The organism is Bacillus safensis FO-36b, from assembly GCF_000691165.1.
Taxonomy (GTDB): domain Bacteria; phylum Bacillota; class Bacilli; order Bacillales; family Bacillaceae; genus Bacillus; species Bacillus safensis.
In genome coordinates this window covers 104533-128608 of sequence record NZ_ASJD01000005.1, presented here as the reverse complement: position 1 = coordinate 128608, position 24076 = coordinate 104533, and the positions used below count along the sequence as shown (strand labels likewise).

Below are 24076 nucleotides of genomic sequence, written 5' to 3'. Positions count from 1 at the left end.
TCTACTCCTTCAGCACAGCTTGAATATATTTTTCTGGTGTAGAGAGCATTTCCGCTGCTTGATTGATATAAGGGGCAATGAACTCTGTCCCTAACCCAATGGCAAGCGATAAGACGACAAGCAGTACGCCAGGGTACACCATTCCTTTAATTGACGGCTTTCTTCTTCGCATATCCTGTTCCTCGCCCCAAAATGCGGACATGAAAATCTTCATAATAGAGTAGAGGACAAGAAGACTGGACAGTAAGATCAGGATAGAAAACGTCATGTGTCCAGCAGAAAATCCACCTTCCACAATTTTTAGTTTTCCAACAAAGCCACTCAGCGGCGGAATTCCTGCAAGCGATAAAGCCGATATGAAGAACATCCATCCTAATAGAGGCTGGGATTGAATCAGTCCGCCCATTTTTTTCAGTTGATTTGTACCAGCATACACAAAGAGGGCACCTGCCAGCATAAATAAAGCCCCTTTGATCACCATGTCGTGAATGAGATAATAAATGGCACCTTGGAGTGATGCAGGTGTGTTGGCTGCAAATCCAAACAAAATGACCCCAACAGCTGTGACAATGTTATAAATCACGATCTTCTGCACATCAGAATAGGCGATCGAGCCTATCACACCGAATATCACCGTCAGTGCGGCAAGCCACGCCATGAGTGTATGGGTGAAGCCTGTATCGTGTATAAAAATTAATGTAAAGACTCTGGCAATCGCATATAAGCCAACCTTTGTCAGCAAAGCCCCAAATAGAGCTGAAATCGCTGCTGGCGGCGCGTGATACGATCCTGGCAGCCAGAAATAAAGCGGGAAGATCCCAGCTTTTAAGCCGAATACAATGAGGAACAGGATGGAAATAACAGTGATTAGCCCTGTTTGCCCTGATTCAGCTATTTTCACACTTAAATCAGCCATATTGAGCGTACCCGTCACTGCATATAAACAGGCGACTCCGACAATAAATAATGCCGACGAGATGATATTAAACACAATATATTTGAGTGATTCACGAAGCTGAGGCTTTGATCCGCCTAATACAATGAGCATATAAGACGCCATCAGCAGTAATTCAAAGAATACAAACAGGTTGAAAATATCTCCTGTTAAAAAGGCTCCGCTCACGCCAGCTAACAAAAACTGCACGCCAGAATAATAGAAGAGACGCTCTCTTTCTTTCCCAATCGTTTGAAAGGAGAAGAAGACTGTCACAAGCCCGACAACGGAAGCGGTCAGTACAAGGAGTGCAGCAAATTGATCGGCCACAAGGGCAATCCCAAATGGTGCTTTCCAGCCGCCCAAATAAAGGGTTTGTATCCCATTTGTGAAAATCGTTTGAACCAAATATGCATTACATATAATGGCTGAAAGAGATGCCAAGACACTAAAGACTCTTGACAGCATGATGTTTTTATTCATAAAGATCAACAGTGTAGCAGCTAGTAATGGAATTAAAATAGGCAGGATCACGAGATTATTCATGCTGATCATTTCCTCTCATTTGATCCATGTCATCTGTTCGCAGCTCTTGGAAGGCACGGAAGGCCATGACAAGTAATAAGGATGTCACACCAAAAGCAATGACAATGGCTGTTAAAATTAATGCTTGTGGTAATGGATCTACATAGGATGTGAGCCCCTCTTTTAGAACGGGAGGCGCTCCTTTTTTTAAACCGCCCATTGTTAAAAGAAGCAAGTGGACGCCGTGACTCAAAACAGCAGTACCGACGATGACCCGCAGAAGGCTCTTTGACAGCATCAAATAGGTCGCCGCCATAAAAATAATTCCGACGATAATAGACATTAGAAATTCCATTATTCCTTCTCTCCAATCATTTGAATAATGGTCATGGTGACACCGACAACAACCAAATACACACCGATATCAAACAGGACGGCTGTCGCTAGTTCTGTTTTTCCTAAAAACGGTAATTGAAAATAATCAAATGCATGGGATAGAAAAGGTGCACCGAATAGAAAGGATCCCATACCTGTCAGGATCGCAACGAGCAAACCGGCTCCAGTTACATAAATAAAGTCAAATGGCAAAATGCGTCTTACTGTTTTCAGATCATAGGCTAAAAGCAGAAGAACGACAGCCGCAGCACTCATCAGGCCGCCAATGAATCCGCCGCCAGGATTGTTATGTCCTGCAAGAAATAGGTGAAGGGAGAAAAGCAAGATGATGAATGCTGTGATTTTTGTTGTGACTTGCAAAAGCATATCATTCGTATCAATCTTTCTCATCGCCGCACACCTCTCTTCCGTTTTACTTGTGTTTTTAATAACCCATAAATACCAAGTGCCGCAATGGCGAGCACGGTAATTTCAAAAAGGGTATCAAAGCCCCTGAAATCTACAAGAATGACATTAACAATATTGTCACCGCCAGCAAGTTTGTAGCTGTTTTCAATAAAGTAAGTTGAGATGGTGTCAAGTGACTGCTGACTTGTGGAAGCGAAGGCTAGACAAGTGACAACAACCCCAACACCTAAAGAAATGATGAAATTGGTCATTTTGAATCTTCTCGTTTTTTGCTTTAAGCTCAGCTTCGGCAAATGATAGAAGCAAAGCAAAAACAGTGCGACTGAAATCGTTTCAATAATCAACTGCGTCAGCGCAAGGTCAGGTGCTCTGAAAATCACGAAGAATAGTGACAGCGTGTAGCCCATGACACCTAGAGCAATAATAGCTGTTAATCGTGAGCTTGCGAATACTGTGGCAATCGTCGCCGCCACCATCACAAGTGAAAGAATCACCTCATACGTGCCAATTGAGGCAGCCTGATCTGTTTGAAATGAAAAGGCCTGCTGATAAAACATCACGCCGCCAATGACGATAATCATGAACCCAAACACATAGACAAGATAGTCACGAAGAAAACCAGTCATATAACTGTTTGTCAGGCGGTATGAACCTTTTTCCAAACCGATAAGAGAGCGGTCGTATAAAGCGTTAAATGACCATTTTTCCTTAAAGATGTTGTATATTGGACGCCATTTTGAAAGCGTCAAGTAGCCGATTGTGCCGAGTACAACAACACCTATTGTCATATAGAGTTCTGGCTGGAAGCCATGCCATGCTTCAATTTTTACAGAAAACCGGCTTCCTGTTTCAATCGCTTCAGGAATGATCGCCGCAATTGCGGGTTCAATGACAGAATAGGCAAGAATATTAGGGAAAAAGAAGAAGGTGACCACAAGTGCAGCTAGAATGATGGGCGGAATGAGCATGCCGATCGGTGCTTCATGCGGTTTTTTCTCCAATTGGTCTATATTCAGACGGCCTCTAAAAGTTTTAAAGAGGAGCATCATACTATAAATGAACGTAAAGACACTAGCGAGCCAAGCGAGTGCTGGGAAGATGGCACCCCATGTTGAAACGTCCGTAAAGCTGATATCGGAAATCCGTATCATACTTGTGAAAAATAGCTCTTTACTTAAGAAACCGTTAAATGGCGGTAATCCGGCCATTGAAAATGTACCGATTAACGTAATGGTGAAGGTAATCGGCATGATCGTCATTAATCCGCCTAATTTCCGAATGTCACGAGTTCCTGTTTCATGATCGATAATACCAGCTGCCATAAAGAGACTGCCTTTAAACGTAGCATGGTTAATGAGGTGAAAAATAGCTGCAAGAACGGCTGCGCCAAAAAAGGCAGGATTGTTTTCATGAATCGCAGCTGCGCCGACGCCAAGCATGAGCATAATCATGCCGAGCTGACTCACTGTCGAATAGGCCAGAATGGCTTTCAAATCGTTTTGCCGGACGGCGTGGAATGATCCCCAGAATAATGTGACAAGTCCCACGATGGAAATGGTCCAGAACCATACCTCTGATATAGCAAAGATTGGACTGAAGCGGGCAACAAGATAAATACCGGCTTTCACCATCGTAGCAGAATGCAGATAACTGCTCACAGGGGTCGGTGCTTCCATTGCATCAGGCAGCCAGATATAGAATGGGAACTGCGCTGATTTCGTAAAGGCACCTAGTAAGATTAGGATCATGGCAGGGATAAAATAAGGTGATGCCATAATGAGCTGAAGCTGATTCACTGCTTCACGAATACTGAATGAATCAGTAATCAGGTAAATGAGGATGAAGCCGCCAAGCATAGCTAATCCGCCAAAAACAGTAATAAGCAGTGATTTCGTTGCTCCATACCTAGAGCGGTCCCGCTTATACCAATACCCAATTAAGAGGAAGGAAGAGATACTCGTTAACTCCCAAAACAAGTATAGAACGACCATGTTGTCAGAAAGAACGACACCCAGCATCGCGGTCATAAACATGAGCAAATACGTGTAGAAAGAGCCAAGCTGTTCTTTTTCCTTTGATAAGTAGAAAATACTGTACAGCACCACTAGTGAGCCGATACCTGTAATTAATAAAGCAAATAACAGGCTGAGACCATCGACATACACAGTGAAATTCATCCCTAAAGATGGAATCCATTCAGCCTGTGAGAAAAGCGTTCGTCCATTCGAAGTGATGTGTAACATTTGGATGAAATAGGTAAATAAAAGAATCGGCAAGATGAGAACAAACCATCCTGTATGTATACGTCTCACATATTTGTAAAGGAAAGGTACAACAAAAGCGAGTAAAAAAGGTGATAGGATGGCGAAGTGAATAAGCTGCAAGAAAATGAACCTCCTTTGATCAATATAAATTCACGTTCTAAAGAACTGGTAATTAAAATTATAGCGTAAATACAGCCATAGTGCATTGGTTTGAAACGATTTCAAGCAAACTGTATTTATTTTAGGTTCTTTTGACCACAAAATAATTTTATCAAAAATGATACTCATTGTATATTGTTTTGTTTTTCGTACATGCTTTTCTTAAAGGAGCTGATCAAATGAAACGAAAGATCGCCATCAGCTTAAGCCTATTCTGCACGATTTTAGGAGGAGCATTCTTGATTGACCGAAATGATCAAAAAAGGTGGCAGGCCGGGAGTGAATGGCCGCTGTTTTCTGAGCATCTTCTTCACATGAGCTATCAAGAAACCAAGCTGTATCCTTTTCAGCCCAGGGAATATTTACGAATTGTATTAGCTGATGAATAAGATCCTATAGGAGAAAAGAAATATAAAAAAAGCATGGGTCCATGTGAGAGCCCATGCTTTTTTTGTGTGAATGTTTAACTAAACATTCTGAGTAAGATCGTTGCACAGATGACTGTTGCTGCTCCGCCAAGCCGTGTAGATACTTGTGCGAAAGGCATAAGACCCATTCTCCCAGAAGCTGAAAGAATGGCAACGTCACCAGTACCGCCAAGTCCGCTGTGACAGCCAGTGACAATAGCTGATTCTACTGGATACATGTTCATTAGTTTTCCAACGAAGTAACCAGAACCAACCATTGCGAGTACAACAGCGATACATACGCATACGAATGGAATGGAGATGACAGTTGCTACATCATCAAGTGGAATGTACAGAATACCGAGACCAACCATTAGCGGCCATGTAAAACTTCTTGATACAAACTTGTAGAACTGCTGTGAGCCATTTTGAAGATGCTGAGGCATCACGTTTAAGTATTTGATTAAAGCAGCAAGAACAATCATTAAGATTGGACCTGGAATATGAACAAAGCTTTCTAACAAACCACCAAAGATGAAGGTTGTACAAGCAACGAGTACACCAGCACCCATTAACCCGAAATCAACTTTTGCATCCATATCTGGCTGTTCGAAAATTTCGTTTGCTTCTTTAGATTTCACAAGACGGCCATTCCCGTTCAGTTCAGGACGTTTCTCACCAAGCTTTTTCATTGCACCAGCACAGATAATGGCAATGACATTCCCAATGACAGCCGCAGGAATTAATTGAGAAATTAATGACTCTGCTGACACATCAAGAATTTGTGAATAAGCGATAGATAATGGCAAAATCCCTTCACCAACACCACCGGCAATAATCGGTACAATAATAAAGAAGAATGAATGATGCGGTGTGTAACCAACTAAAAGGCCAACAAGGATACCAGCACTCACAGCTGCAATTGTACCTGCAACTAGAGGAACAAACATACGAATAAGGCCTTGTACTAAAACCGTTCGCTGCATCCCAAGAATACTACCTACTACAAGAGCAGAAATATAGAAGTAAAGGAAGTTCGACGTTTTCATAAGAGACGTAACCGCTTCCAATGAGTTCGGATTCAGAACATTAAAAAAGACCAGGAACGATGGTACGAATAAAGAAAGAATCGCCGGTCCACCAATATCTTTTAAGATTGGAATACGTTGTCCTACATCTCCAAGGAAAATCCCCAAAATCATAATAACAGCGAAACCACCAAGCATATTTGCTGGAATTTTATTAAAATAAGCGGCAGTTAAAATAATCGCTGCAAGTACTAAATACACAGGTAGATCAATAACACCAATTTTCCAAGACATGATCTTACGGAAAACGCTTTTATTATTGTCAGAATCGTTTGTAATCGATTTCAATTGTTGTGCATTAGCCACATAAACACCCCCAAATGCTATTTGTCTCAATTGTAGAAGATTCAATGACACTCTTCTATTTATTAAACTAAAATAAGTGTAATAAAAGTAAAATAAACAGGAGTTTTTGAGTTTTTTATCATACAAAAATCCCCTGAAGATAGTTTGTCCTTCAGAGGATTGATCATACATCGTATTTATCGTTTTCCTTTTAGATAAGGCGTACCAAGTGCTTTCGGTGCATCGGCACGTCCGATGAAGCCAGTAAGTGCTAAAATGGTGAGCACATATGGTGCTATGAGCATATACACATTCGGTATATCTTGGAACAGCGGCAGGAGAGAGCCAATGATGCTTAAACTTTGAGCAAATCCAAAGAATAAAGCGGCGCCCATTGCGCCAAATGGATGCCATTTACCGAATACAAGCGCAGCTAGTGCGATGAAGCCTTGTCCAGTAATGGTGGCATGTGAGAAATCAAGCGCGATCGTTGAGGCATAAACAGCTCCGCCAAGACCGCCAAACAGTCCACTAATGAAAACAGCGATATAACGCATCCGATACACTTTGATACCCATTGTATCAGCTGCCATTGGGTGCTCTCCGACTGCACGAAGACGAAGACCAAACGGCATTTTAAATAAAACAAACCAAGCAACAACCGCAAGAGCTAAGGCGAGTATAGACGTATAATAAACATCTTTAAAGAAAATATCACCAATGATCGGAATGTCACTTAAAAGGGGGATATCTCCTTTATAGAAAGGCTCTGTAATTTTATCAGTTTGTGCTTTCCCATAAATCAGTTTGACGACAAACAATGTTGCGCCAAGTGCCAGCATGTTAATCGCCACACCACTGACCGTTTGATCAGCTCGGAAGGTAATGGTCGCCACTGCATGAATCAGTGAGAACAAACCGCCAACGGCCATTCCGACGAGAAGCCCAAGCCACGGGGTCAAGGCTCCAAACGTATCAGCAAAAAATAAGTTAAAGATAATACTGGAAAATGCTCCGACGACCATCAACCCTTCAAGACCGATATTGACAACACCTGATCTTTCTGAAAAGACGCCTCCAAGAGCGGTTAAAATAAGTGGTGCAGCATAAACAAGTGTAGCTGGGACGATGATTTCAAGTATTTGCAGAAATCCCACTTATTTTCCCCCCTTTTTCTTCATTTGTTGAATCACAAGACGGATAATATAGCTTGAGGCGACGAAAAGAATGATGATCGCAATGACAATATCAACAACCTCAGTCGGTACGCCTGATTCAAGCGGCATATTTAATGCACCGACCTTCAATCCACCAAGCAATAATGCAGCAAGGACAACACCAACAGCCGTATTTCCACCTAATAAAGCGACGGCAATTCCATCAAAACCTACGCCTGTAAACGAGCCTTTAATAGAAGCATATTCAAATGTACCAAGACCTTCCATAGCGCCTGCAAGACCTGCAAAAGCACCTGAAATGAGCATCGCATAAATGATATTGCGGCGAACGTTCATACCAGCATAATGTGATGCCTGCTGGTTCATACCAACTGCTCGTAATTCAAACCCTTTAGACGTTTTTTGAATAATGATCCACATTACGACCGCAGCAATAATGGCAACAAAAATACCGTTATGCATTCGGGAAAAATCAGTGATCTGCTCAAAAAATCCAGAGCGGAGCGACGCAGTGGCATCGATTTTATCTGTTTTATCTTTATTATCTGTTAAGACATTTGAGATTAAATAGTTTGTGACATGAAGGGCGATGTAGTTCATCATGATAGTAACGATGACCTCATGCACATAAAAACGAGCTTTTAAAAATCCAGGAATAAAGCCCCATAAAGCACCTGCAGCAGCTGCGGTGATGAGTGCAAGCGGCAGATGAATATACATAGGTGCATGGACTGTTGTTCCAATCCATACAGCAGCTACCCAGCCAACAAGCATTTGACCTTCTACACCGATATTAAACAGGCCTGTCCGAAATGCAAAGGCAACAGCAAGCCCTGATAAAATATAAGGTGTCACTTGCCTGATGGTTTCTCCCATATAATAGGTTTCACCGAAAACGCCATTCCAAAGGGCGCTATAGCCTTCGATGACACTATAACCGCTTGCCATCATAATAATGGCCCCAACCAAAAGACCAAGTACAATGGCTATAAGCGGAATCAGCAGATTTGTTAAGCGATTAGACATTTGCTTCTTTCCCCACTTCCTGTTGCGTACTTCCAGCCATTAATAGACCAAGCTCTTGCTCTGTTGTTTCTTTTGGATCAACAATGGCCACAATGCTGCCTTCGAAAATAACAGCGATTTTATCACTGACATTGATAATTTCATCAAGCTCAAAGGAGATGAGCAAAACGGCTTTGCCTGCGTCTCTTTGCTCGATTAGACGTTTATGAACAAATTCAATCGCACCAACATCAAGTCCACGTGTCGGCTGAGCGGCAATTAATAAATCAGGATTGCGGTCAACTTCACGGCCGATAATGGCTTTTTGCTGGTTACCGCCTGACAGAGCGCGCGCTTCTGTATATTCACTCGGTGTTCTGACGTCATATTCCGCAATGATTCGTTTTGCTTTTTGATAAATATTTTTCATATTCAATAATCCGAATTTTGAATAAGGACGCTGATAATACGTTTGTAAGGAAATGTTTTCTCCAATTGAAAAATCGAGTACAAGTCCATGTTTATGACGATCCTGAGGAATATGTCCAATCCCGGATTCGGTCACTTTACGAGGCGGGAGATTTTGAATGGCTTTCCCGTTTAGCATGATCGTGCCAGATTCTGATTTCTTTAGACCGGTAATGGCTTCAATTAATTCAGACTGGCCATTGCCATCTACCCCAGCAATTCCGACAATTTCGCCAGCCTTCACTGAGAGGTTCAACTGTTTGACCGCTTCAATTCCTCTGGCGTCTTTTACTGTGAGGTCTTGAATTTGAAGAACCTCCTCAGCAGGAGAAGCCGCTTTTTTATCTGTTTTAAATGACACTTCACGGCCAACCATGAGGCTTGCCAGTTCGTCTTTATTTGTACTTGCCACATCAAGTGTACGAATGCCTTGGCCTTTTCGGATAATGGTCACGCGATGACAGGCATCCATAATTTCTTTCAGCTTATGGGTGATTAAAATAATGGATTTGCCTTCATTGATTAAGTTTTTCATAATTTGTATGAGTTCTTTGATTTCTTGAGGTGTTAAAACGGCCGTTGGTTCGTCGAAGATCAAAATGTCAGCGCCGCGGTAAAGTGTTTTTAAAATTTCTGCACGCTGCTGCATGCCGACAGAGATGTCAGATACTTTTGCGGCAGGATCTATTTTCAAACCATAGCGGTCAGAAAGCTCTTGTACTTGCTGTATGGCTTGTTCTTTGTCAATCTTTCCAAACTTCTTGGGCTCTTTACCTAAAATGATGTTTTCAGCGACAGTGAAGGTATCGACAAGCATAAAGTGCTGATGCACCATTCCGATGCCTAAATCACTAGCATCATTTGGACTAGAGATGGTCACAGGTTTTCCGTGTACCTTGATTTCACCTTTTTCAGGCTGGTACAGTCCGAAAAGCACGTTCATGAGCGTTGATTTTCCAGCGCCGTTTTCACCAAGCAGCGCATGAATTTCGCCCTTTTTTAGCTGCAGCGTAATGTTGTCGTTTGCTACAATGCCAGGGAATTCTTTGCGTATATTCAACATTTCAATGACATAATCCACAGGTTTAACCGCTCCTTTTTTAGGGTGCTGATGAAGATAAAAACTAGCAAAAGAAAAGCTGCAAAACGAGGCTGCAGCTTTTCTTTTACCACCTTTTACGAATAAAGAGGAGGTAAAGGAGAGGCAAGGGGATAAGGCACGCTTATCCCGCTGCTCAAATTAAGCTTTAAAATCTTTTAGTTCATCACGTGTTGCAGGGATTTTCACTTCACCCTTGATGATTTTTTGTTTCCATTCTTCAACTTTCTTTAATACATCTTTATCAAGGTTTTCCTTAGATGGAGAGATGTCAAGAGCGCCTTCTTTCAGACCGTATGTGATCACTTCACCGCCAGGGAACTTACCTTCTTTTGCTTTCGTTGTTAAGTCTTGTACCGCTGTGTCTACTTTCTTAACCATAGAAGTAAGGGTGACACTTTGTTTTGTTCCAGGTACTTTTCCTTCGTCATACTGGTCTTTATCTACACCGATAACCCAAACTTTACGGTTAGGATCTGCTTTTTTCAGGTTTTTCGCTTCTGTGAAGACACCAGTTCCAGTGCCGCCAGCAGCATGATAGATGATGTCGACGCCAGATTTGTACATGCTTTCAGCTGTTGCTTTCCCGATGTCAGCCTTATCGAATGCACCGGCATATTTCACTTCAACTTTTGCTTTCGGATTAGCTGCTTCAACACCTGCGCGGAAGCCAACTTCGAATTTTCTGACTAATTCAGAATCAACGCCGCCTACGAATCCAATTTTGTTTGATTTTGTAGAAAGAGCAGCCGCAACACCCACAAGGAATGATCCTTCGTTTTCGTTAAATACAATGCTGGCTACGTTGTCTTTTTTCACGACTGCATCAACGATCGCAAAGTGGTTTTTCTTACGTTGATCCGCAATTTCAGAAATAGCATCTTCCATTAAGAAACCAATTCCGTAAATCAAGTCGAATTTCTCACGAGCAAGTGTGTTTAAGTTTGTTGTATAGTCAGCATCTGATTTAGATTGTAAGTAATCAAAGCCGTTTTTACCTTTTTTTAGATTGTTGTCTTTCCCAAATGCTTGTAAACCTTCCCAAGCTGATTGGTTAAACGATTTGTCATCGACACCACCGACATCAGTTACCATTGCAACAGTGAATTGATCTTTATCTTTTTTGCTTTCACCGCTGTTTGAGCCAGAGTTGCCGCATGCTCCAAGGATGGTTCCTGCTGCTACGACTAAGGACAATGCTAGTCCAATTTTGCGCTTCTTCAAAACATAACCCCCTATAAAATTTAAAAGTTTCAGAAAAGTCTCGCGAAAAAAGACCGAACTATCACTTCTCACCCTTCTGAAGAGGGTATTTTATCCTGCTTTCTCATGAAACTTATGGAGGGCAGGAGAGAAGATGTAAGACATCAGACTTATATCTCGTTGAACTAATCAATCATAATTTATCATTTCCGATCGAATAAATAAATAGAAATTTGTTTTATTTTTAAAAAAATGTTAAATGGGTTTATTTGATGTCTTTTTATCTGCTGAAATATGATATAATGCCGCTTTTGTGATGTGCTCCGCTACAGCAGAACTACTGATATCAAGGGGTTTGTTACATCGTATGCCATAAAAAAACATCTGGCCTTTGTGAAAGGTCAGATGTAGTATTTTAAAGATATTGCTGAATCAAATTCATATTGCTCGTGTTCAGTTTATATTGGAAAACAGGACGTCCAATTGTCCCATATGCCATTTCAACATCCACCACTTCGATATCCTCAAGGAACTTCAAGTATTTTCTAATGGAGACTTGAGAGATTTCTGTATGATTGGCTAGGTCTTCAGTTGTGAAAGCCTGCTGGCCAAATGATTGAATGCTTGTCCAGATGAGTTTAAGTGTGCTTTTGGTCAGTCCTTTTGGCAAGAGGACTTTTTCCGCCTCTGCTTTTTTATGAAAAAGCTTCGCATCTAAATCATTTTGCGAAATGCTGTTCATGGATTGATACAGGGCGTGTTTCCGTTTGTACTCTGCCAGTGCTGATTGGAATCGTTCGAACTCAAAAGGCTTAATTAAATAATCAACTGCTCCGTTTCGCATCGTTTGCTGTACAACATCGACTTCATTTGCAGCCGAAATGACAATGACATCAACGGCATGATTTTGCTGGCGAATTTCTGTTAGTAATGCCAGTCCATTTTGACCAGGCATATAAATATCGAGCAGGACGAGGTGTATGACTTCTGTTTTTAACACTTCAAGTGCCTGCTGAAAGGAGGTGGCAATCCCCTTTAACTCAAAGCCGTCGATTTGGGTCAGGTAGCGTTTGTTCAGCTCCCCAACCATTGGATCATCTTCTACTATTAACACATTAATCATGTGAATCCTCCTTTTGTTTATATGGAATGCGGAGACTAAAGGTCGTTCCTTCTCCTTTTTCACTCGTGACAATCATATGTCCGTTCAATTTCTTGATGCTTTGGTCAACGAAGTAGAGTCCGAACCCTCGGTCTTCTCCTTTAGTTGAAAAGCCTTGATCAAACATGATGTCTTGTTCTTCTTTCGTGAGACCAACACCTGTGTCCGTGATTTCAATGTGAAGCTGCTCATGGACGTATCTGAAGGAGATCGAGATGTTTTTCGTGTCAGTATGTGAAACAGCATCGAGTGCGTTATTTAACAAGTTGCCAATCACGGTAATGAGATCATGCGTCACTGCCGGGTCCTCCGTATTTGGCACTTGTGTGCTGCAAATAACCTCCAAGGCAGCGCCTTGTTCCCTGATATAGCTTTGTTTTCCTAGTAAAAATCCTGCTAAAACAGAGTTTTTCACATGGTTGATGATTTCATTTGTTTCCGTTTGCTGATAGATCGCAATATCTTTGATATAGGTGCCAAGGTCATCGTAGTTTTTGAGCTGAACCAACCCTAAAATGACATGCAGCTTGTTCATAAATTCATGTGACTGGGCACGGAGCGCATTCGCATACATTTTGACCCCGCTAAGCTGCTCAGCCAGATGTTTCACTTCTGTTTTGTCACGGAAGGTGGCGATGGCTCCGACAATTTCACCTTTTACCGTAATTGGCACTTCATTAAAGACGAGCTCCAGTCCATTCATTCTCACGTCACGATCAAGCAGCGGCTTGCGTGTTTCAATGACCTGTTTTAAGCCGCTTGAAGGGAGGAGAGTTTGAACATCTTGTTCTCTAGGATCAACCATAATGCCCATATTATGAAAGAGCCGTTTTGCCTCTGCATTGGCCAGTTTGATTTTACCGTGCTGATCGACGGCAAGAATCCCTTCTTTTGTTGATTCTAGCATGGCACTTCGTTCTTTTAACAATGTAGCGATCTCATCCGGCTCAAGTCCAAACATAATCTTCTTCACTTTTCTTGCCACGATGAGTGCTCCAATGATGCCAGATAGAAGGCTGAGTGATGTGACGAAGTAGAGTGGAAGTAAGCTTTGATGAATAATCAAGTCAATTTCCTTTAACGTAATCCCGACGGCCACAGCCCCAAGCTGCTTTCCATTTTGATCATAAACAGGAACAAAAGCACGCATGGATCTGCCGAGTGTTCCAGAAGCCGTACTAATATGTTCTTTTCCCTGTAATGCTGCTTTTTCATCACCGCCGGCAAACCGCTTTCCAATCTTCTGCGGATTCGGGTGTGTTTTGCGGATACCGTTCATATCCATGACGACAACGAATTCGGTTTTGGTGATTTGCTGAACACTTGTTGTATATTTTCGTAATGCGGAATATGAATGATTTTCTAATGATTGTGCGGTGATCGGTGCCTCTGCGACCATTTTGGCAGTAGAGAGAGCAATGTCACGTTCCTGCTGATGGATGTTCTTGGCTGTTTCCGACCATATCGTAAAGAATGTGATACAAAGGGAGATCAGGACAACGATGCACACAAAGATCGTCAGCCGTGTTTGCAGTCTTAAAGTTTTTTTCACGAGTATACCCCTAACGCACGATTTTTTCGTAACAGTAATACTTTAACGGGAAAATGTAAGTTTGTGAAGGAATGTACGTGCAAAATCATAAATTTGATTTTGCTGTCAGTTTACTTTGAAAGCATCTTGTCAATCCGTTTTAAGTGAGCCATAATAAATGTGAGCTTATGAGAAAGGATCTATTTATGAAAAATACATATTTGACTGGATATTTTCCGCTGATTTCAATTTTACTATTCAGCTCTGCTTTTTCGATTTTCACAGTAGGTATCACGACTGATTTCTTGACTCAAGCAGGCATTTTAAAAGGAATGCTTGAATTTTTCTCTGAACAGGGCATTCGTCTTGCTCTCTTTGCTGCTTTTGCACTTGTTTATTTTATGATCTTATCTGCCTTAAAACTGATTGCAGATACGGTATTAGAGCTGGCGCTGCTCTTTTTCGCTAAGGACCCTGAAGGGGAGAACTTAAAGAAAATTCGGATTGCATCCGTTGTTTATTTATTTGCCAGCTTGCTAGCATTTCTGTTGACGCAGCAGCTCATTCTGCTTGTTGGACTTTTTGCATTAGCAAGTCTTGTCTATTTTATCTGGGTTGTGGTTCGCATTTATCAATCGCTTTCTATGCTGAATTTGATTGGATTTATGATGTTTATTCTGCTGTTTTGGGCGACGTTTTTGATCGGTATTTTGTACTTATTTATTAAGCTTTATAACAGTGTGATGGCAAGTCTGCCTTCATAAGCAGACAAAGAAAGCATCCTCCAATGATGGAGGATGCTTTTTTTATGAAAGAAACCGCTTTTGAATATCGGGTGTAGGCATCATACAAGATGTTTTTTGACCAAACCATTTATAGCGATTTTTTGCCATCAGCTGATAAAACCAATCACGGATTGGGCGAGGTATGGCAAGGAGTAAAAAGCTCCATCTGTAGATTCCTTTTAAATGCCGCGCGGCTTTTAAGATGCCTGTCGATTTCGTATACAGGGTCCCTTTTTCGATATAAATGAATGAATTGAACTCATCTAAAGGCAAACCGTTTTCCTTTAAAATACGCTGCCCTGTATCTGATTGTAATGAAGCGAACATCATCCGTTCATTCGGATCGCGCTTAATCACAAACTGAACAGCGCCGCTGCACACGTTGCAGACACCGTCAAATAAAATTAAATGGGGTGGATGTGTTGAATGCATCGCAATCAAACCTCCTGTTTATCTGGCGTATTGCATCGTATTTTTCCAAATACGTAAGTGCGGGCTTGAATTGTAAATCGATTCGACCGTTCCTCTATCTCTTCCGACCCAGACACCCATTGTGTACTGATCTGTCAGTCCCACAAACCAAATATCTTTGTAGTCATTGGATGTCCCTGTTTTACCACCGATGTAAGGGGCATTGAAATTCGCTTTTTTCCCTGTCCCACTTTTCACAACGGAGGTAAGCAGCTTACGCATCGTTTCATTTGTACGCTGAGAATATACTTGCTTTGGCGACTCTTTCCACTTGTAAAGGGTCTTACCGTTTAAGTCTGTCACTTTTGTGATCGAATGACTTTGTGTGTAGGCTCCTTGGTTGCCAAAGACGGTATATGCATCTGTTATTTCTAGCGGTGAGAAGCCTTTCGTAAATCCGCCAAGTGCAGAAGGAAGGCGGTAATCATCCGCTACAATATGCTCAAATGAGAACTTCTCTAAATAGCTGAAGCCTTTTTTGACACCTACTGTATCCAGCATTCGGATCGCAGGGGTATTGTAAGAATGTTTAAAGGCTGTTTCAAGTGTGACTGTACCATACGTTTTATGATTATAGTTCTGCGGACAGTATCCGCTGCTGCAAAACTTGCCGGCACTGATGGTGCTTGAAGCCGTTGCGCCGGTTAGATCAATATAAGGTGCATAGTCTAAAAGCGGTTTAATTGCAGAACCAGGCTGTCTTTGCGCTTGATAAGCGTAGTTAAAATCAAATTTTTTATAGTTTTTCCCGCCAGCAAGTGCAACAATTTGATGCGTTTCATGATTAATGACGGCTGATCCGCCTTCCACACCTTGGTAAGGCAATTGAGCATTGAGCTGATAGACGGCTCTTTGCTGTAAGGAAGGATCAAGCGCCGTATAAATTTTCACACCATCCTGGAGCAGGGCACTGACCTTTTCGGATAATTCTTTTTGAATCGCCTTTTTCGCTTCAGTTGTTTTGGCTTTCTTCAATCGTTTTGTAAAGCCCTCCTGATCAGACACAAGATCGGTAAACTCTTCATTGGCATATGTCACATAGTCAGGGTATAGGTTTTTCTTTTCACTTAAAGAAAGGCTGATTTTTTCTTTGACGGCTTTTTTGTATTGCTTTTTGGTGATGACGCCATCTTTCTTCAAAATACCAAGCAGTCGTTCTTGGCGTTTCTTTGTGTGCTTGAACTGCTTTAATGGGTCATACAGTGTTGGGTTGTTTGGAATAGCAGAGATAAATGCCATTTGTGCAAGTGTTAAAGAACTAAGCGGCTTATCAAAATAGTAATTAGCCGCAGAACCGACACCGTAAACACCATTACTGAAATAAATCGTATTTAAATAGCTTTCGAGAATTTCATCCTTCGAGAATTTCCGCTCAAGTTCATAGGAATAGAGCAGCTCCGTAAACTTTCGGCTGAACGAACGTTCATGGCTTAAATATAAGTTGCGGGACAGCTGCTGTGTGATCGTACTCGCTCCTTGGCTGATGCCATGGTTTTTGACGTTTGCAGCAAGGGCACGAACAACCCCCATAAAGTCAATTCCCTTATGGTCATAAAAGTTGCGGTCCTCTGAACGAAGGAACAGCTCCTTCACAGGTTCAGGGATTTTATCGTATTTCACGAACACCCGGTTCTCATCGTTTGAGACGATCTCGGAGATAAGAGAACCATCCCGGTCATACATATAACTGTTTTGGGAAAAATCTATCTTTTCCAGCTTGATTTTTTGATCAAGCACTTCGTTAACAGGCTTTACACTTGCAGCTTCTTCCTTTGATAGATAAAAAGTCAGAACAAATAGTGGGATGAGGGCAGCAAGTAATAACCAACCAATGATTGCACGAAACATGAGGTCACTCACTTTCTTCAATTTTCTAGCCATATCGTACCATTCTTTTGCGAATACGAGAAGGTTATTTTTAGAAAAGAATGGGCGTGAAGTCTAGTGAATAAGGCTTTTACGCAAGAAAAAAGAGTATCTGAAGATGATCAGACACTCCTTTCATTCGTCTTCGCATGCGAGCGGACCGCCCATAAAAATAACGCACCAAACAGAAAAATGCCGGCAGTGACATAAAAGACAGCTGGAATCCCGTAATGACTCGCCACAATGCCGCCGATCACCGGACCGACGACATTCCCAAGAAAACGGAAGCTGACATTGTATCCGAGCACTTCCCCTTGCATAGAAGCAGGTGCTTTGATCCGGATATACGCCGTCGTACACGGAATAATTCCGCCAAGTGCCATCCCGTATAGGAAACGGAAAATGACTAACATGACGTATGAATCCGCCATCGCTTGCGGGATGAATAAAATAGAGGAGAGGATGAGAAGGGCAAGCAGCACCTTGTCGTGACCAATTCGATCTCCGAGATCCCCCCATTTTCGCGTGAACAGCAAATTGCCAAGTCCAGTTGCAGAAAAAGCAAGCCCCGCATAAAAAGCGAGATTGACAGGACCATGTAAATCATGAATGTATAAAGCCAAAAGCGGCTGTATGCTAAAGTTCCCTACCTGCGTAATAAACGTTAAAAGCATCGTGACCACAAGCAAAGGCTGATTGAAAATGTGAATGAGTACATCCTTCCGTGAGTAAGAAACTCGCTTTGCTTCTTTTGACCGGATCGGCTGTTCCTTTACTCCGAAGACAATCACAATAGCTGACACATAAATGACAGCCGCTGTGAGGAAAAACGTATAAATAAATCCGACGCTGTCTGCCATGAATCCGCCCATTAACGGACCAAACAATCCTCCGGCGACATTACTCATCTGCATCGTTCCAAGGGTTTTACCAGCAGTTGCCTTTTCAGTCTGTGCAGAAATCAGTGCCATTGAAGTCGAGATAAAGCCTGTGACAAGCCCCATGAAGAGCCTTAGTGCAAATAGCTGATACACGGTGTGCACAAGCCCCATTAATAGAATACTTGTGGCGATGCCAATACCGTTAATTAATAATATCTTTTTATAGCCATGCCGGTCGCCAATCCGCCCCCAAATCGGAGAAATCAGGAAGGCTGTTAAAAACGTGACCCCAAAGACATATCCGCTCCATCTTTGAACAAATTCATTTGAATAGCTGCTATCAAGAGATTCTATGTAAAGTGATAAAAAAGGGACGATCATTGTAATACTCGCAGATACAAAAAAGTTCACAAACCACATGATGTACAAGTTTTTCTTCCTGTTTGTGATAGAGACCACCTTCTTTATTTATTTCGTGTTCCTTAATAATTATAAAGGAAAATAAACGATCTTTCATCAGATGAATAGGTTGGGCATAGTGAATCTGCATTATTTTCACGAAAATGAAGTGATTTCAAGGTCCGTCTTAATATAATGGTATGAGAATGAAAAGCTGACGAAAAAGTGAGGTGAAACTGGTGGAACAGAAGACGGTGCTTGTGGTCGATTTTGAATTTACGATGCCTGATGGAAAATATCATCCACAAAACTTTTTTCCTGAAATTATTGAAGCTGGGGTAGTGAAAGCAGCAGATGAAACGATCATAGACACATTCTCTAGCTACGTCAAACCGAAAAAGTTCCCGAAGCTGACGAAGCGCTGTAAATCTTTCCTCGGAATTACGCAGGAGGATGTAGAGAGCGGGATTTCATTTGAGGCGTTTATCGAGAAGCTCGTGTCACTTGATGGGGGAGAGAATTGTGAGATTATTACGTGGGGCAACATGGACATGAAGGTACTGAAGCAAAATTGTATGCTCAATCATATTAACTTTCCTTTTAAGGGGAAGCTGAGGGATCTGGCTTTTGAATATAAAACCTTTTTTGGTGACCGCACACTGACAGGGCTTCGAAAAGCGGCAAAGGAATACGGCAGTGAAGGAGCTGGTAAGCATCATAAAGCACTCGATGATGCCATGACGACTTATCAGCTGTTCACCCTTTTTGAAAAAGACAGAGCATATGTGGAAAATCCGCAAACAACCAAAATTGGTGAGCTGATCGATTTCTCACATTTTTTTGATTCGGCTGATTAGCGGACGTCTTCTGGAAAATAATCTTTTTCAAGAGAAGATAGGCACGCTCTTGATTTTTCAGCCCATTTAGAATCATCCGCACGGAGTGCTTGTTTCAATTTATCTACAGCTTCTTTCAGTGACTCTTCATAATCAGGTATATCGCCATCATAAGGCTTCACCATATGATGAGGGATATTTGTCTGTTCTCTATAGGCCAAAGCCCGCCTCTCTTGGAAAAAAGGCACGTCTGCTTCTTTCGGATGATGCAGGTCGCCTTGAGTGGGATGTGTCAGAACGGCTTTTACTTGAACGAGATAGGTCGATGGTTTCACTGCTGTCACTTCCCCAACGTATACACCTGTTTTATAAAAACCTTTCACAACTTGTCCAATTTGAATGTCTGTCATGTGAAATTCCTCCATTTCCTTCTTATCGGAAGGTATTTCATTTCTTTTAGCCAATATAGTGAAGTAAACGAGCAAAAGGGGGGGAATGGCGAATGATGTCGTTCATCGTACTTTTTCTACTATATTTTCCTGAAGATAAAAGGGAGTACATCCCAGCGGCTATCACCACGGTGATTTTCTTTATTGCTGCATTTATTTGTTTTCGGCTCATCGTTCGTGCATCTAAGAAGCAGGAGCGCATAGATGAAAAAAGAACAAAAAAAATGGATTAATCATTTTCTTCTTGTATCTTCAGGAAATTTCACGGTGACGGTTGTTCCAGATTGCAGCGAGCTTTTGAAACGAATGGTTCCATGGTGATTTTCAATAATAGAAAAAGTCACTGTCAGCCCAAGCCCAGTCCCTTTATTTTTCAAGGTGTAATAGGGTTCGCCAAGCTTTTTCATTTGGCTTTCTGTCATACCTACACCGTTATCAACGAAATAAAGGCAGATCTTATGATTTTCTTTTGAAGCAAAAAGTTCTATTTTCCCTTCATGTTCAGGAGCCGCTTCTATCGCATTTTTGATTAAATTAATCATGACTTGCTTGATCTTCGTTACATCCCCTTGAATGTATAAATCAGGTTCAATGGATTGATGAATTGTGACCGATTTAAAATTCGCATAGGATGTCATCAGTGATGCACATTCCTCAAGTAATTTAGAGAGATTAAGAGATTCTATTTGATAATAGTTTTGTTTTGCAATGTCAAGATAGCTCGTGATAATGTCCTGCGCACGGTCTAACTCGGACAGAACGAGATTCTTATAATCTTTATTGGCAGGTGGTTCTTTTGTATTATCACTCGAAAAGAGCAATTGAATAAAGCCTCTCACAACTGTCAGCGGATTGCGTACTTCATGGGCAACGCTTGCAGCAAGTTCACTTACAATGGTCAGTTTTTCTGACTGGACAAGCTGTGATCTCATTTCCGCATTTTCTTTCACGAATTCAATGGAATAGATACTGAGCACAAGAAAGAATATGTAGTAAAGAGTTGAGAAAAATAACTCAAGGAGCTTTTGCTGCATAATAAAAGCTGGGCTGTATGCCATTAAGCTGACCGCAAGCAGGCCAATGTAAATAAAGAATCCTTTGGATAAACCGATAAGCACTCCGTAAAACAGCTTATTTGGCTTCGAATATTGATGCCATTTTCGGTAGAACAGGAATGGGATGAAAAAGTAAATTGGGACAACGATGAGCCCAATCCATAAGAAAGAGCCGTACATCACGAATTTGACAATGATGCTTATCAAGATGGCAACGATCCCCGCCATGTATCCTCCGTATAAAATAGCAAGCACAAGGGGAATAGATTGAAGCCCAGTCTGCAAATCTAAAATCGAACCAACTGGATACATAATACATAGTGCTGAAGAGATGGATGCGAATACTGTGATGAGCAGTTTATTCGTTTTTGGGAAATGAGCAGGGGTCCGGCTTAGCCATAGCGCATGATATAAAAAGATTGGAAATAGAATAAAAGATACATGGAGCAGAAAATCCTTGAACATTTCCATTTAAATGCTCTCCTCGTAAATAATTGTAATTCCTCTCATTATATCATTTCATTTACAAAGTAGATATGATAAAAGGAGGGTTTTTTTCTTTAAAAAGAACACCCGTTAGGATGTTCTCAGATTGCTGACAAAGGGCTAAAATGATCTTGATTTTAGCCCTTTGTCTTCTTTTCAGCGTGATAGAAAACCTTTGAAGTCTAGGAAGGACGAGTACTGGCGCGGAGCGAATTTGACATTCGTGAGCACCAGCACGCAGGACTGACAAAGAATGCGAGGGTTTGTCTACACGCTGAGAACACCCGTTAGGATGTTCTTTCTATCGTATAGGTCTTATTCAGCTGATAGCGTGAACGCTTGGTGGAGACGTTTCAGTCCTTCTCTGACTGTTTCAGCAGGACAGCCGAGATTCATCCGAATAAAGCCGTCTCCTTCGTGTCCGTACACGTGGCCAAGCTCTAGGATCACTTTCCCTTTTTTCAGCAGATTCCGTTTCAATTCCGCTTGACTGAATTGATAATCCCGAATGTCCAGCCACAATAAATAAGAAGCATCTGGTTTCATATAACGCATATTTGGAAGATTTTCGTCGATATAGTCCATCGCCGTTTTCATATTGCCTTCGAGATAAAGAACAAGGGCATCAAGCCACTCATCCCCGTGGCGGTATGCTGCTTCCATCGCTGGAATCGCAAAGGCATTCAGTTTGGACAGTCCGTTTCTTTGCACTTCATTCGTGAAAAGGGTTCTTTTTTCTTCATCTGAAATGATAATAGCAGATGCCTGGAGCCCTGCTAGATTAAAGGTTTTACTCGGCGCAATACACGTTACCGTGATATGTGCAATGTCGTCAGAAAGGCTGGCGAAGGGCACATGCTGCTTCCCGTAAAGCATCAAATCCGAGTGAATCTCATCTGAAACGACTGTGACTCCATGCTTCACACATAGGTCTCCGACTCGCTTTAATTCCTCTTTTGACCATGCTCTTCCGGACGGATTATGCGGATGGCAAAGGAACATGAGCTTTGCTTGTGGTCTGCTCAGTTTTTTCTCTAAATCATCAAAATCCATCATATAGCGGTTGTTTTCTATTTTTAAAGGATTGGTTGAGACTGTACGTCCATTTCGTTCAATCATTTGATAAAAAGGTGTATACACTGGTGACTGTATAACTACTTCGTCGTGCGGTGCTGTAAAGGCTTGAACAGCAAAACTAAGTGCCGTTACAATTCCTGGTGTGAAGGTGACGGCATCTGTCTGAATTGTCCATCCATGTCTTCTTTTGAGCCATCCAGCGACTGCCTGCTGCGTATCCTGATCTTGAAATGCATAGCCAAATACACCGTGGTCTAATCGCTCTTTCAATGCATCAAGGACGACCTGCGGCGCTTTAAAATCCATATCAGCCACCCACATCGGGAGGGCATCTGTTGTCAGGAACAAAGACTCTGCTTGATCCCATTTCACTGATTTTGAACCTTTACGTATGATCTGTTCGTCGAAATTCATGAAACCCACCTCTAGCTGTTTTTCAACCATTCTTGGTTGTGCTAAAATAAACATCACAAAATTTATTATAAGCGGTGATACCGATGAAAGATAGTCAAGCTGTAGAAGAGATGATTCAATTCATTAAGGCATGGGACCCTTTTCATTATGGAGAGGATTTTTATGAAACGGAGCCTGCTGACGTCATCAGTGCATTATACGACGCAGAAGACCCGTTATCTTTAGCAAAAGAGATTCAAGCCATCTACCATCACTCATTTGAACAGCTTCTTCCGCTAGAGAGCTGTCAGCATACAGCGAATCAGCTTTTTGCCATAAGAGACAGCAGCTCCTGTTCACGCTAAGACAGGCTGAACTGTCCGATTTGATCAGACACAAAGACCGGATTTTCCTCAGGAATGAGGTGCCCGGTTTTTTTTAATGCATGCAAGGTTGAATTTGGCAGATCTTTGTGCAGTCTTTCGCCTATTTGAATGGGAACGATTCGATCTTCCTCGCCCCAAATGAGCAGCACGGGTGTTTCCATTTTCTTTAAAACGTCCGAGGTCAAATCTCCTTCCCGGTGCCGAATCAAACGAAATATCCCCCGAAAGATTTGATCATCTGAAAACGGCTTTAAATAGCCGTCGACCATCTCTTGATCAATGATGGAATGATCATGCACAACAGCCGTTAAATTTTTCATAATGCCCTGTTTTAAAAGCTTTCTTTTTAGATACAGATAAAAATAAGGAATATATGTGCTGTAAACAAGTGATCTTTTTGACTTATTCAAATAGCCAGAGCTGCACAATAGAACCGCCTTTTCAAATAGGTCCGGCCGTTCAGATGCAGCGTATAAGGCGATTTGTCCACCCATTGAATGACCCACTAGAATCGCATGCCGAATCTGTAAATAACCAGCTAGCTCTATAATAATTTTTCCCATGTTGCGATAGCTGTAAATAAACGTATTCGACTTCTCGGACTGTCCAAATGGCGGCAGATCAATTGCAATTAAATTGAAATCCTGTTTCAGAAGCGGGATGAGCTTTCGATAGCTGAAGGTAGAAGAGAAGAGACCGTGAATTAAGATCAATGTCTTCTTGCCCTCATTTGGATAGTACTCGTAATAGATGTCTAAACCGAATGTACTTTTCATATAAGCTGGCTGAACAATGTCCACATTCTTCACTCCGATACTTGATACTCTCTCTGTTAGGTGACTGTATTGTACCCTAAAAAGTGGATTTTAAGCTATTAATA

The 24076-nt window shown here is 41.7% G+C and carries 23 protein-coding genes; 5 read left to right on the top strand and 18 right to left on the bottom strand.

The window, feature by feature from the left end:
• Position 1: 1 nt before the first annotated feature.
• Genes BA81_RS12775 through BA81_RS12760 form a run of 4 tightly spaced genes read right to left on the bottom strand, consistent with a single transcriptional unit; the run spans position 2 to position 4647 of the window.
• A complete protein-coding gene (locus tag BA81_RS12775) occupies positions 2-1480 on the bottom strand; it encodes a Na+/H+ antiporter subunit D (RefSeq protein ID WP_034282562.1) in 1479 nt (492 codons plus the stop codon).
• Positions 1473-1814, bottom strand: coding sequence for a Na(+)/H(+) antiporter subunit C (locus BA81_RS12770; RefSeq protein WP_024423316.1), 342 nt, complete (start codon positions 1812-1814; stop codon positions 1473-1475). The genes BA81_RS12775 and BA81_RS12770 overlap by 8 nt, the downstream gene beginning before the upstream one ends.
• A complete protein-coding gene (locus BA81_RS12765) occupies positions 1814-2245 on the bottom strand; it encodes a Na(+)/H(+) antiporter subunit B (RefSeq protein WP_024423315.1) in 432 nt (143 codons plus the stop codon). Before BA81_RS12765 ends, BA81_RS12770 begins: the two co-directional genes overlap by 1 nt.
• Complete coding sequence (locus tag BA81_RS12760) at positions 2242-4647, bottom strand: Na+/H+ antiporter subunit A (RefSeq protein WP_034282561.1); 2406 nt, start codon at positions 4645-4647, stop codon at positions 2242-2244. Before BA81_RS12760 ends, BA81_RS12765 begins: the two co-directional genes overlap by 4 nt.
• 218 nt (positions 4648-4865) lie before the next feature.
• Between BA81_RS12760 and BA81_RS12755 the strand changes: the two genes are divergently transcribed.
• Positions 4866-5075: a hypothetical protein gene (locus tag BA81_RS12755; RefSeq protein WP_024423313.1), complete on the top strand. Its 210-nt coding sequence runs from the start codon at positions 4866-4868 to the stop codon at positions 5073-5075.
• A 74-nt stretch (positions 5076-5149) separates the two neighbouring features.
• On the opposite strand, the gene BA81_RS12750 is transcribed toward BA81_RS12755, so the two are convergent.
• From BA81_RS12750 to malK, 7 genes are all read right to left on the bottom strand, one after another.
• A complete protein-coding gene (locus BA81_RS12750) occupies positions 5150-6487 on the bottom strand; it encodes a 2-hydroxycarboxylate transporter family protein (RefSeq protein WP_034282557.1) in 1338 nt (445 codons plus the stop codon).
• A 176-nt stretch (positions 6488-6663) separates the two neighbouring features.
• Positions 6664-7623: an ABC transporter permease gene (locus BA81_RS12745; RefSeq protein ID WP_024423311.1), complete on the bottom strand. Its 960-nt coding sequence runs from the start codon at positions 7621-7623 to the stop codon at positions 6664-6666.
• Positions 7624-8670, bottom strand: coding sequence for an ABC transporter permease (locus BA81_RS12740; protein ID WP_034282555.1), 1047 nt, complete (start codon positions 8668-8670; stop codon positions 7624-7626).
• Positions 8663-10198, bottom strand: a complete 1536-nt coding sequence (locus BA81_RS12735) for an ABC transporter ATP-binding protein (RefSeq protein WP_024425936.1) — start codon at positions 10196-10198, stop codon at positions 8663-8665. The genes BA81_RS12740 and BA81_RS12735 overlap by 8 nt, the downstream gene beginning before the upstream one ends.
• 159 nt (positions 10199-10357) lie before the next feature.
• Positions 10358-11440 (bottom strand): BMP family lipoprotein, encoded by a 1083-nt coding sequence (locus tag BA81_RS12730; protein WP_024425935.1) that lies wholly within the window; start codon positions 11438-11440, stop codon positions 10358-10360.
• Positions 11441-11834: 394 nt separating this feature from the next.
• Entirely contained in the window at positions 11835-12542 is a 708-nt protein-coding gene (locus BA81_RS12725; RefSeq protein ID WP_024423307.1) for a response regulator, read from the bottom strand.
• A complete protein-coding gene (malK, locus tag BA81_RS12720; protein ID WP_024425933.1) occupies positions 12535-14133 on the bottom strand; it encodes a malate sensor histidine kinase MalK in 1599 nt (532 codons plus the stop codon). Before malK ends, BA81_RS12725 begins: the two co-directional genes overlap by 8 nt.
• Positions 14134-14318: 185 nt before the next feature.
• Here malK and BA81_RS12715 point away from each other — a divergent pair, with 185 nt between their 5' ends.
• On the top strand, positions 14319-14876 hold the full coding sequence (locus tag BA81_RS12715; RefSeq protein ID WP_024423305.1) for a YufK family protein: 558 nt from the start codon (positions 14319-14321) through the stop codon (positions 14874-14876).
• A 42-nt stretch (positions 14877-14918) separates the two neighbouring features.
• Here BA81_RS12715 and BA81_RS12710 read toward each other — a convergent pair whose 3' ends face one another.
• From BA81_RS12710 to BA81_RS12700, 3 genes are all read right to left on the bottom strand, one after another.
• Positions 14919-15329, bottom strand: coding sequence for a thiol-disulfide oxidoreductase DCC family protein (locus BA81_RS12710; RefSeq protein ID WP_024425932.1), 411 nt, complete (start codon positions 15327-15329; stop codon positions 14919-14921).
• Positions 15330-15347: 18 nt separating this feature from the next.
• On the bottom strand, positions 15348-17249 hold the full coding sequence (locus BA81_RS12705) for a transglycosylase domain-containing protein (protein ID WP_051627354.1): 1902 nt from the start codon (positions 17247-17249) through the stop codon (positions 15348-15350).
• Between the two features lie 107 nt (positions 17250-17356).
• Complete coding sequence (locus BA81_RS12700) at positions 17357-18535, bottom strand: MFS transporter (RefSeq protein ID WP_269199624.1); 1179 nt, start codon at positions 18533-18535, stop codon at positions 17357-17359.
• 218 nt (positions 18536-18753) lie between these two features.
• Between BA81_RS12700 and kapD the strand changes: the two genes are divergently transcribed.
• On the top strand, positions 18754-19371 hold the full coding sequence (gene kapD, locus BA81_RS12695) for a 3'-5' exonuclease KapD (RefSeq protein WP_034282551.1): 618 nt from the start codon (positions 18754-18756) through the stop codon (positions 19369-19371).
• Here the strand turns inward: kapD and kapB are convergent.
• Positions 19368-19760, bottom strand: a complete 393-nt coding sequence (gene kapB, locus BA81_RS12690; protein WP_025094193.1) for a kinase-associated lipoprotein KapB — start codon at positions 19758-19760, stop codon at positions 19368-19370. The two genes, kapD and kapB, sit on opposite strands and share 4 nt — an antisense overlap.
• 92 nt (positions 19761-19852) lie before the next feature.
• Here kapB and BA81_RS12685 point away from each other — a divergent pair, with 92 nt between their 5' ends.
• Positions 19853-20032: a hypothetical protein gene (locus tag BA81_RS12685; protein ID WP_034282549.1), complete on the top strand. Its 180-nt coding sequence runs from the start codon at positions 19853-19855 to the stop codon at positions 20030-20032.
• On the opposite strand, the gene BA81_RS12680 is transcribed toward BA81_RS12685, so the two are convergent.
• Positions 20033-21325 (bottom strand): sensor histidine kinase, encoded by a 1293-nt coding sequence (locus BA81_RS12680; protein ID WP_034282546.1) that lies wholly within the window; start codon positions 21323-21325, stop codon positions 20033-20035.
• A gap of 330 nt (positions 21326-21655) precedes the next feature.
• Complete coding sequence (locus BA81_RS12675; protein ID WP_034282544.1) at positions 21656-22831, bottom strand: MalY/PatB family protein; 1176 nt, start codon at positions 22829-22831, stop codon at positions 21656-21658.
• Positions 22832-22914: 83 nt separating this feature from the next.
• Between BA81_RS12675 and BA81_RS12670 the strand changes: the two genes are divergently transcribed.
• Complete coding sequence (locus tag BA81_RS12670; RefSeq protein WP_034282542.1) at positions 22915-23175, top strand: DUF1871 family protein; 261 nt, start codon at positions 22915-22917, stop codon at positions 23173-23175.
• Here the strand turns inward: BA81_RS12670 and BA81_RS12665 are convergent.
• Complete coding sequence (locus BA81_RS12665) at positions 23172-23996, bottom strand: alpha/beta fold hydrolase (protein ID WP_034282539.1); 825 nt, start codon at positions 23994-23996, stop codon at positions 23172-23174. The genes BA81_RS12670 and BA81_RS12665 overlap by 4 nt on opposite strands.
• Positions 23997-24076 lie beyond the last annotated feature (80 nt).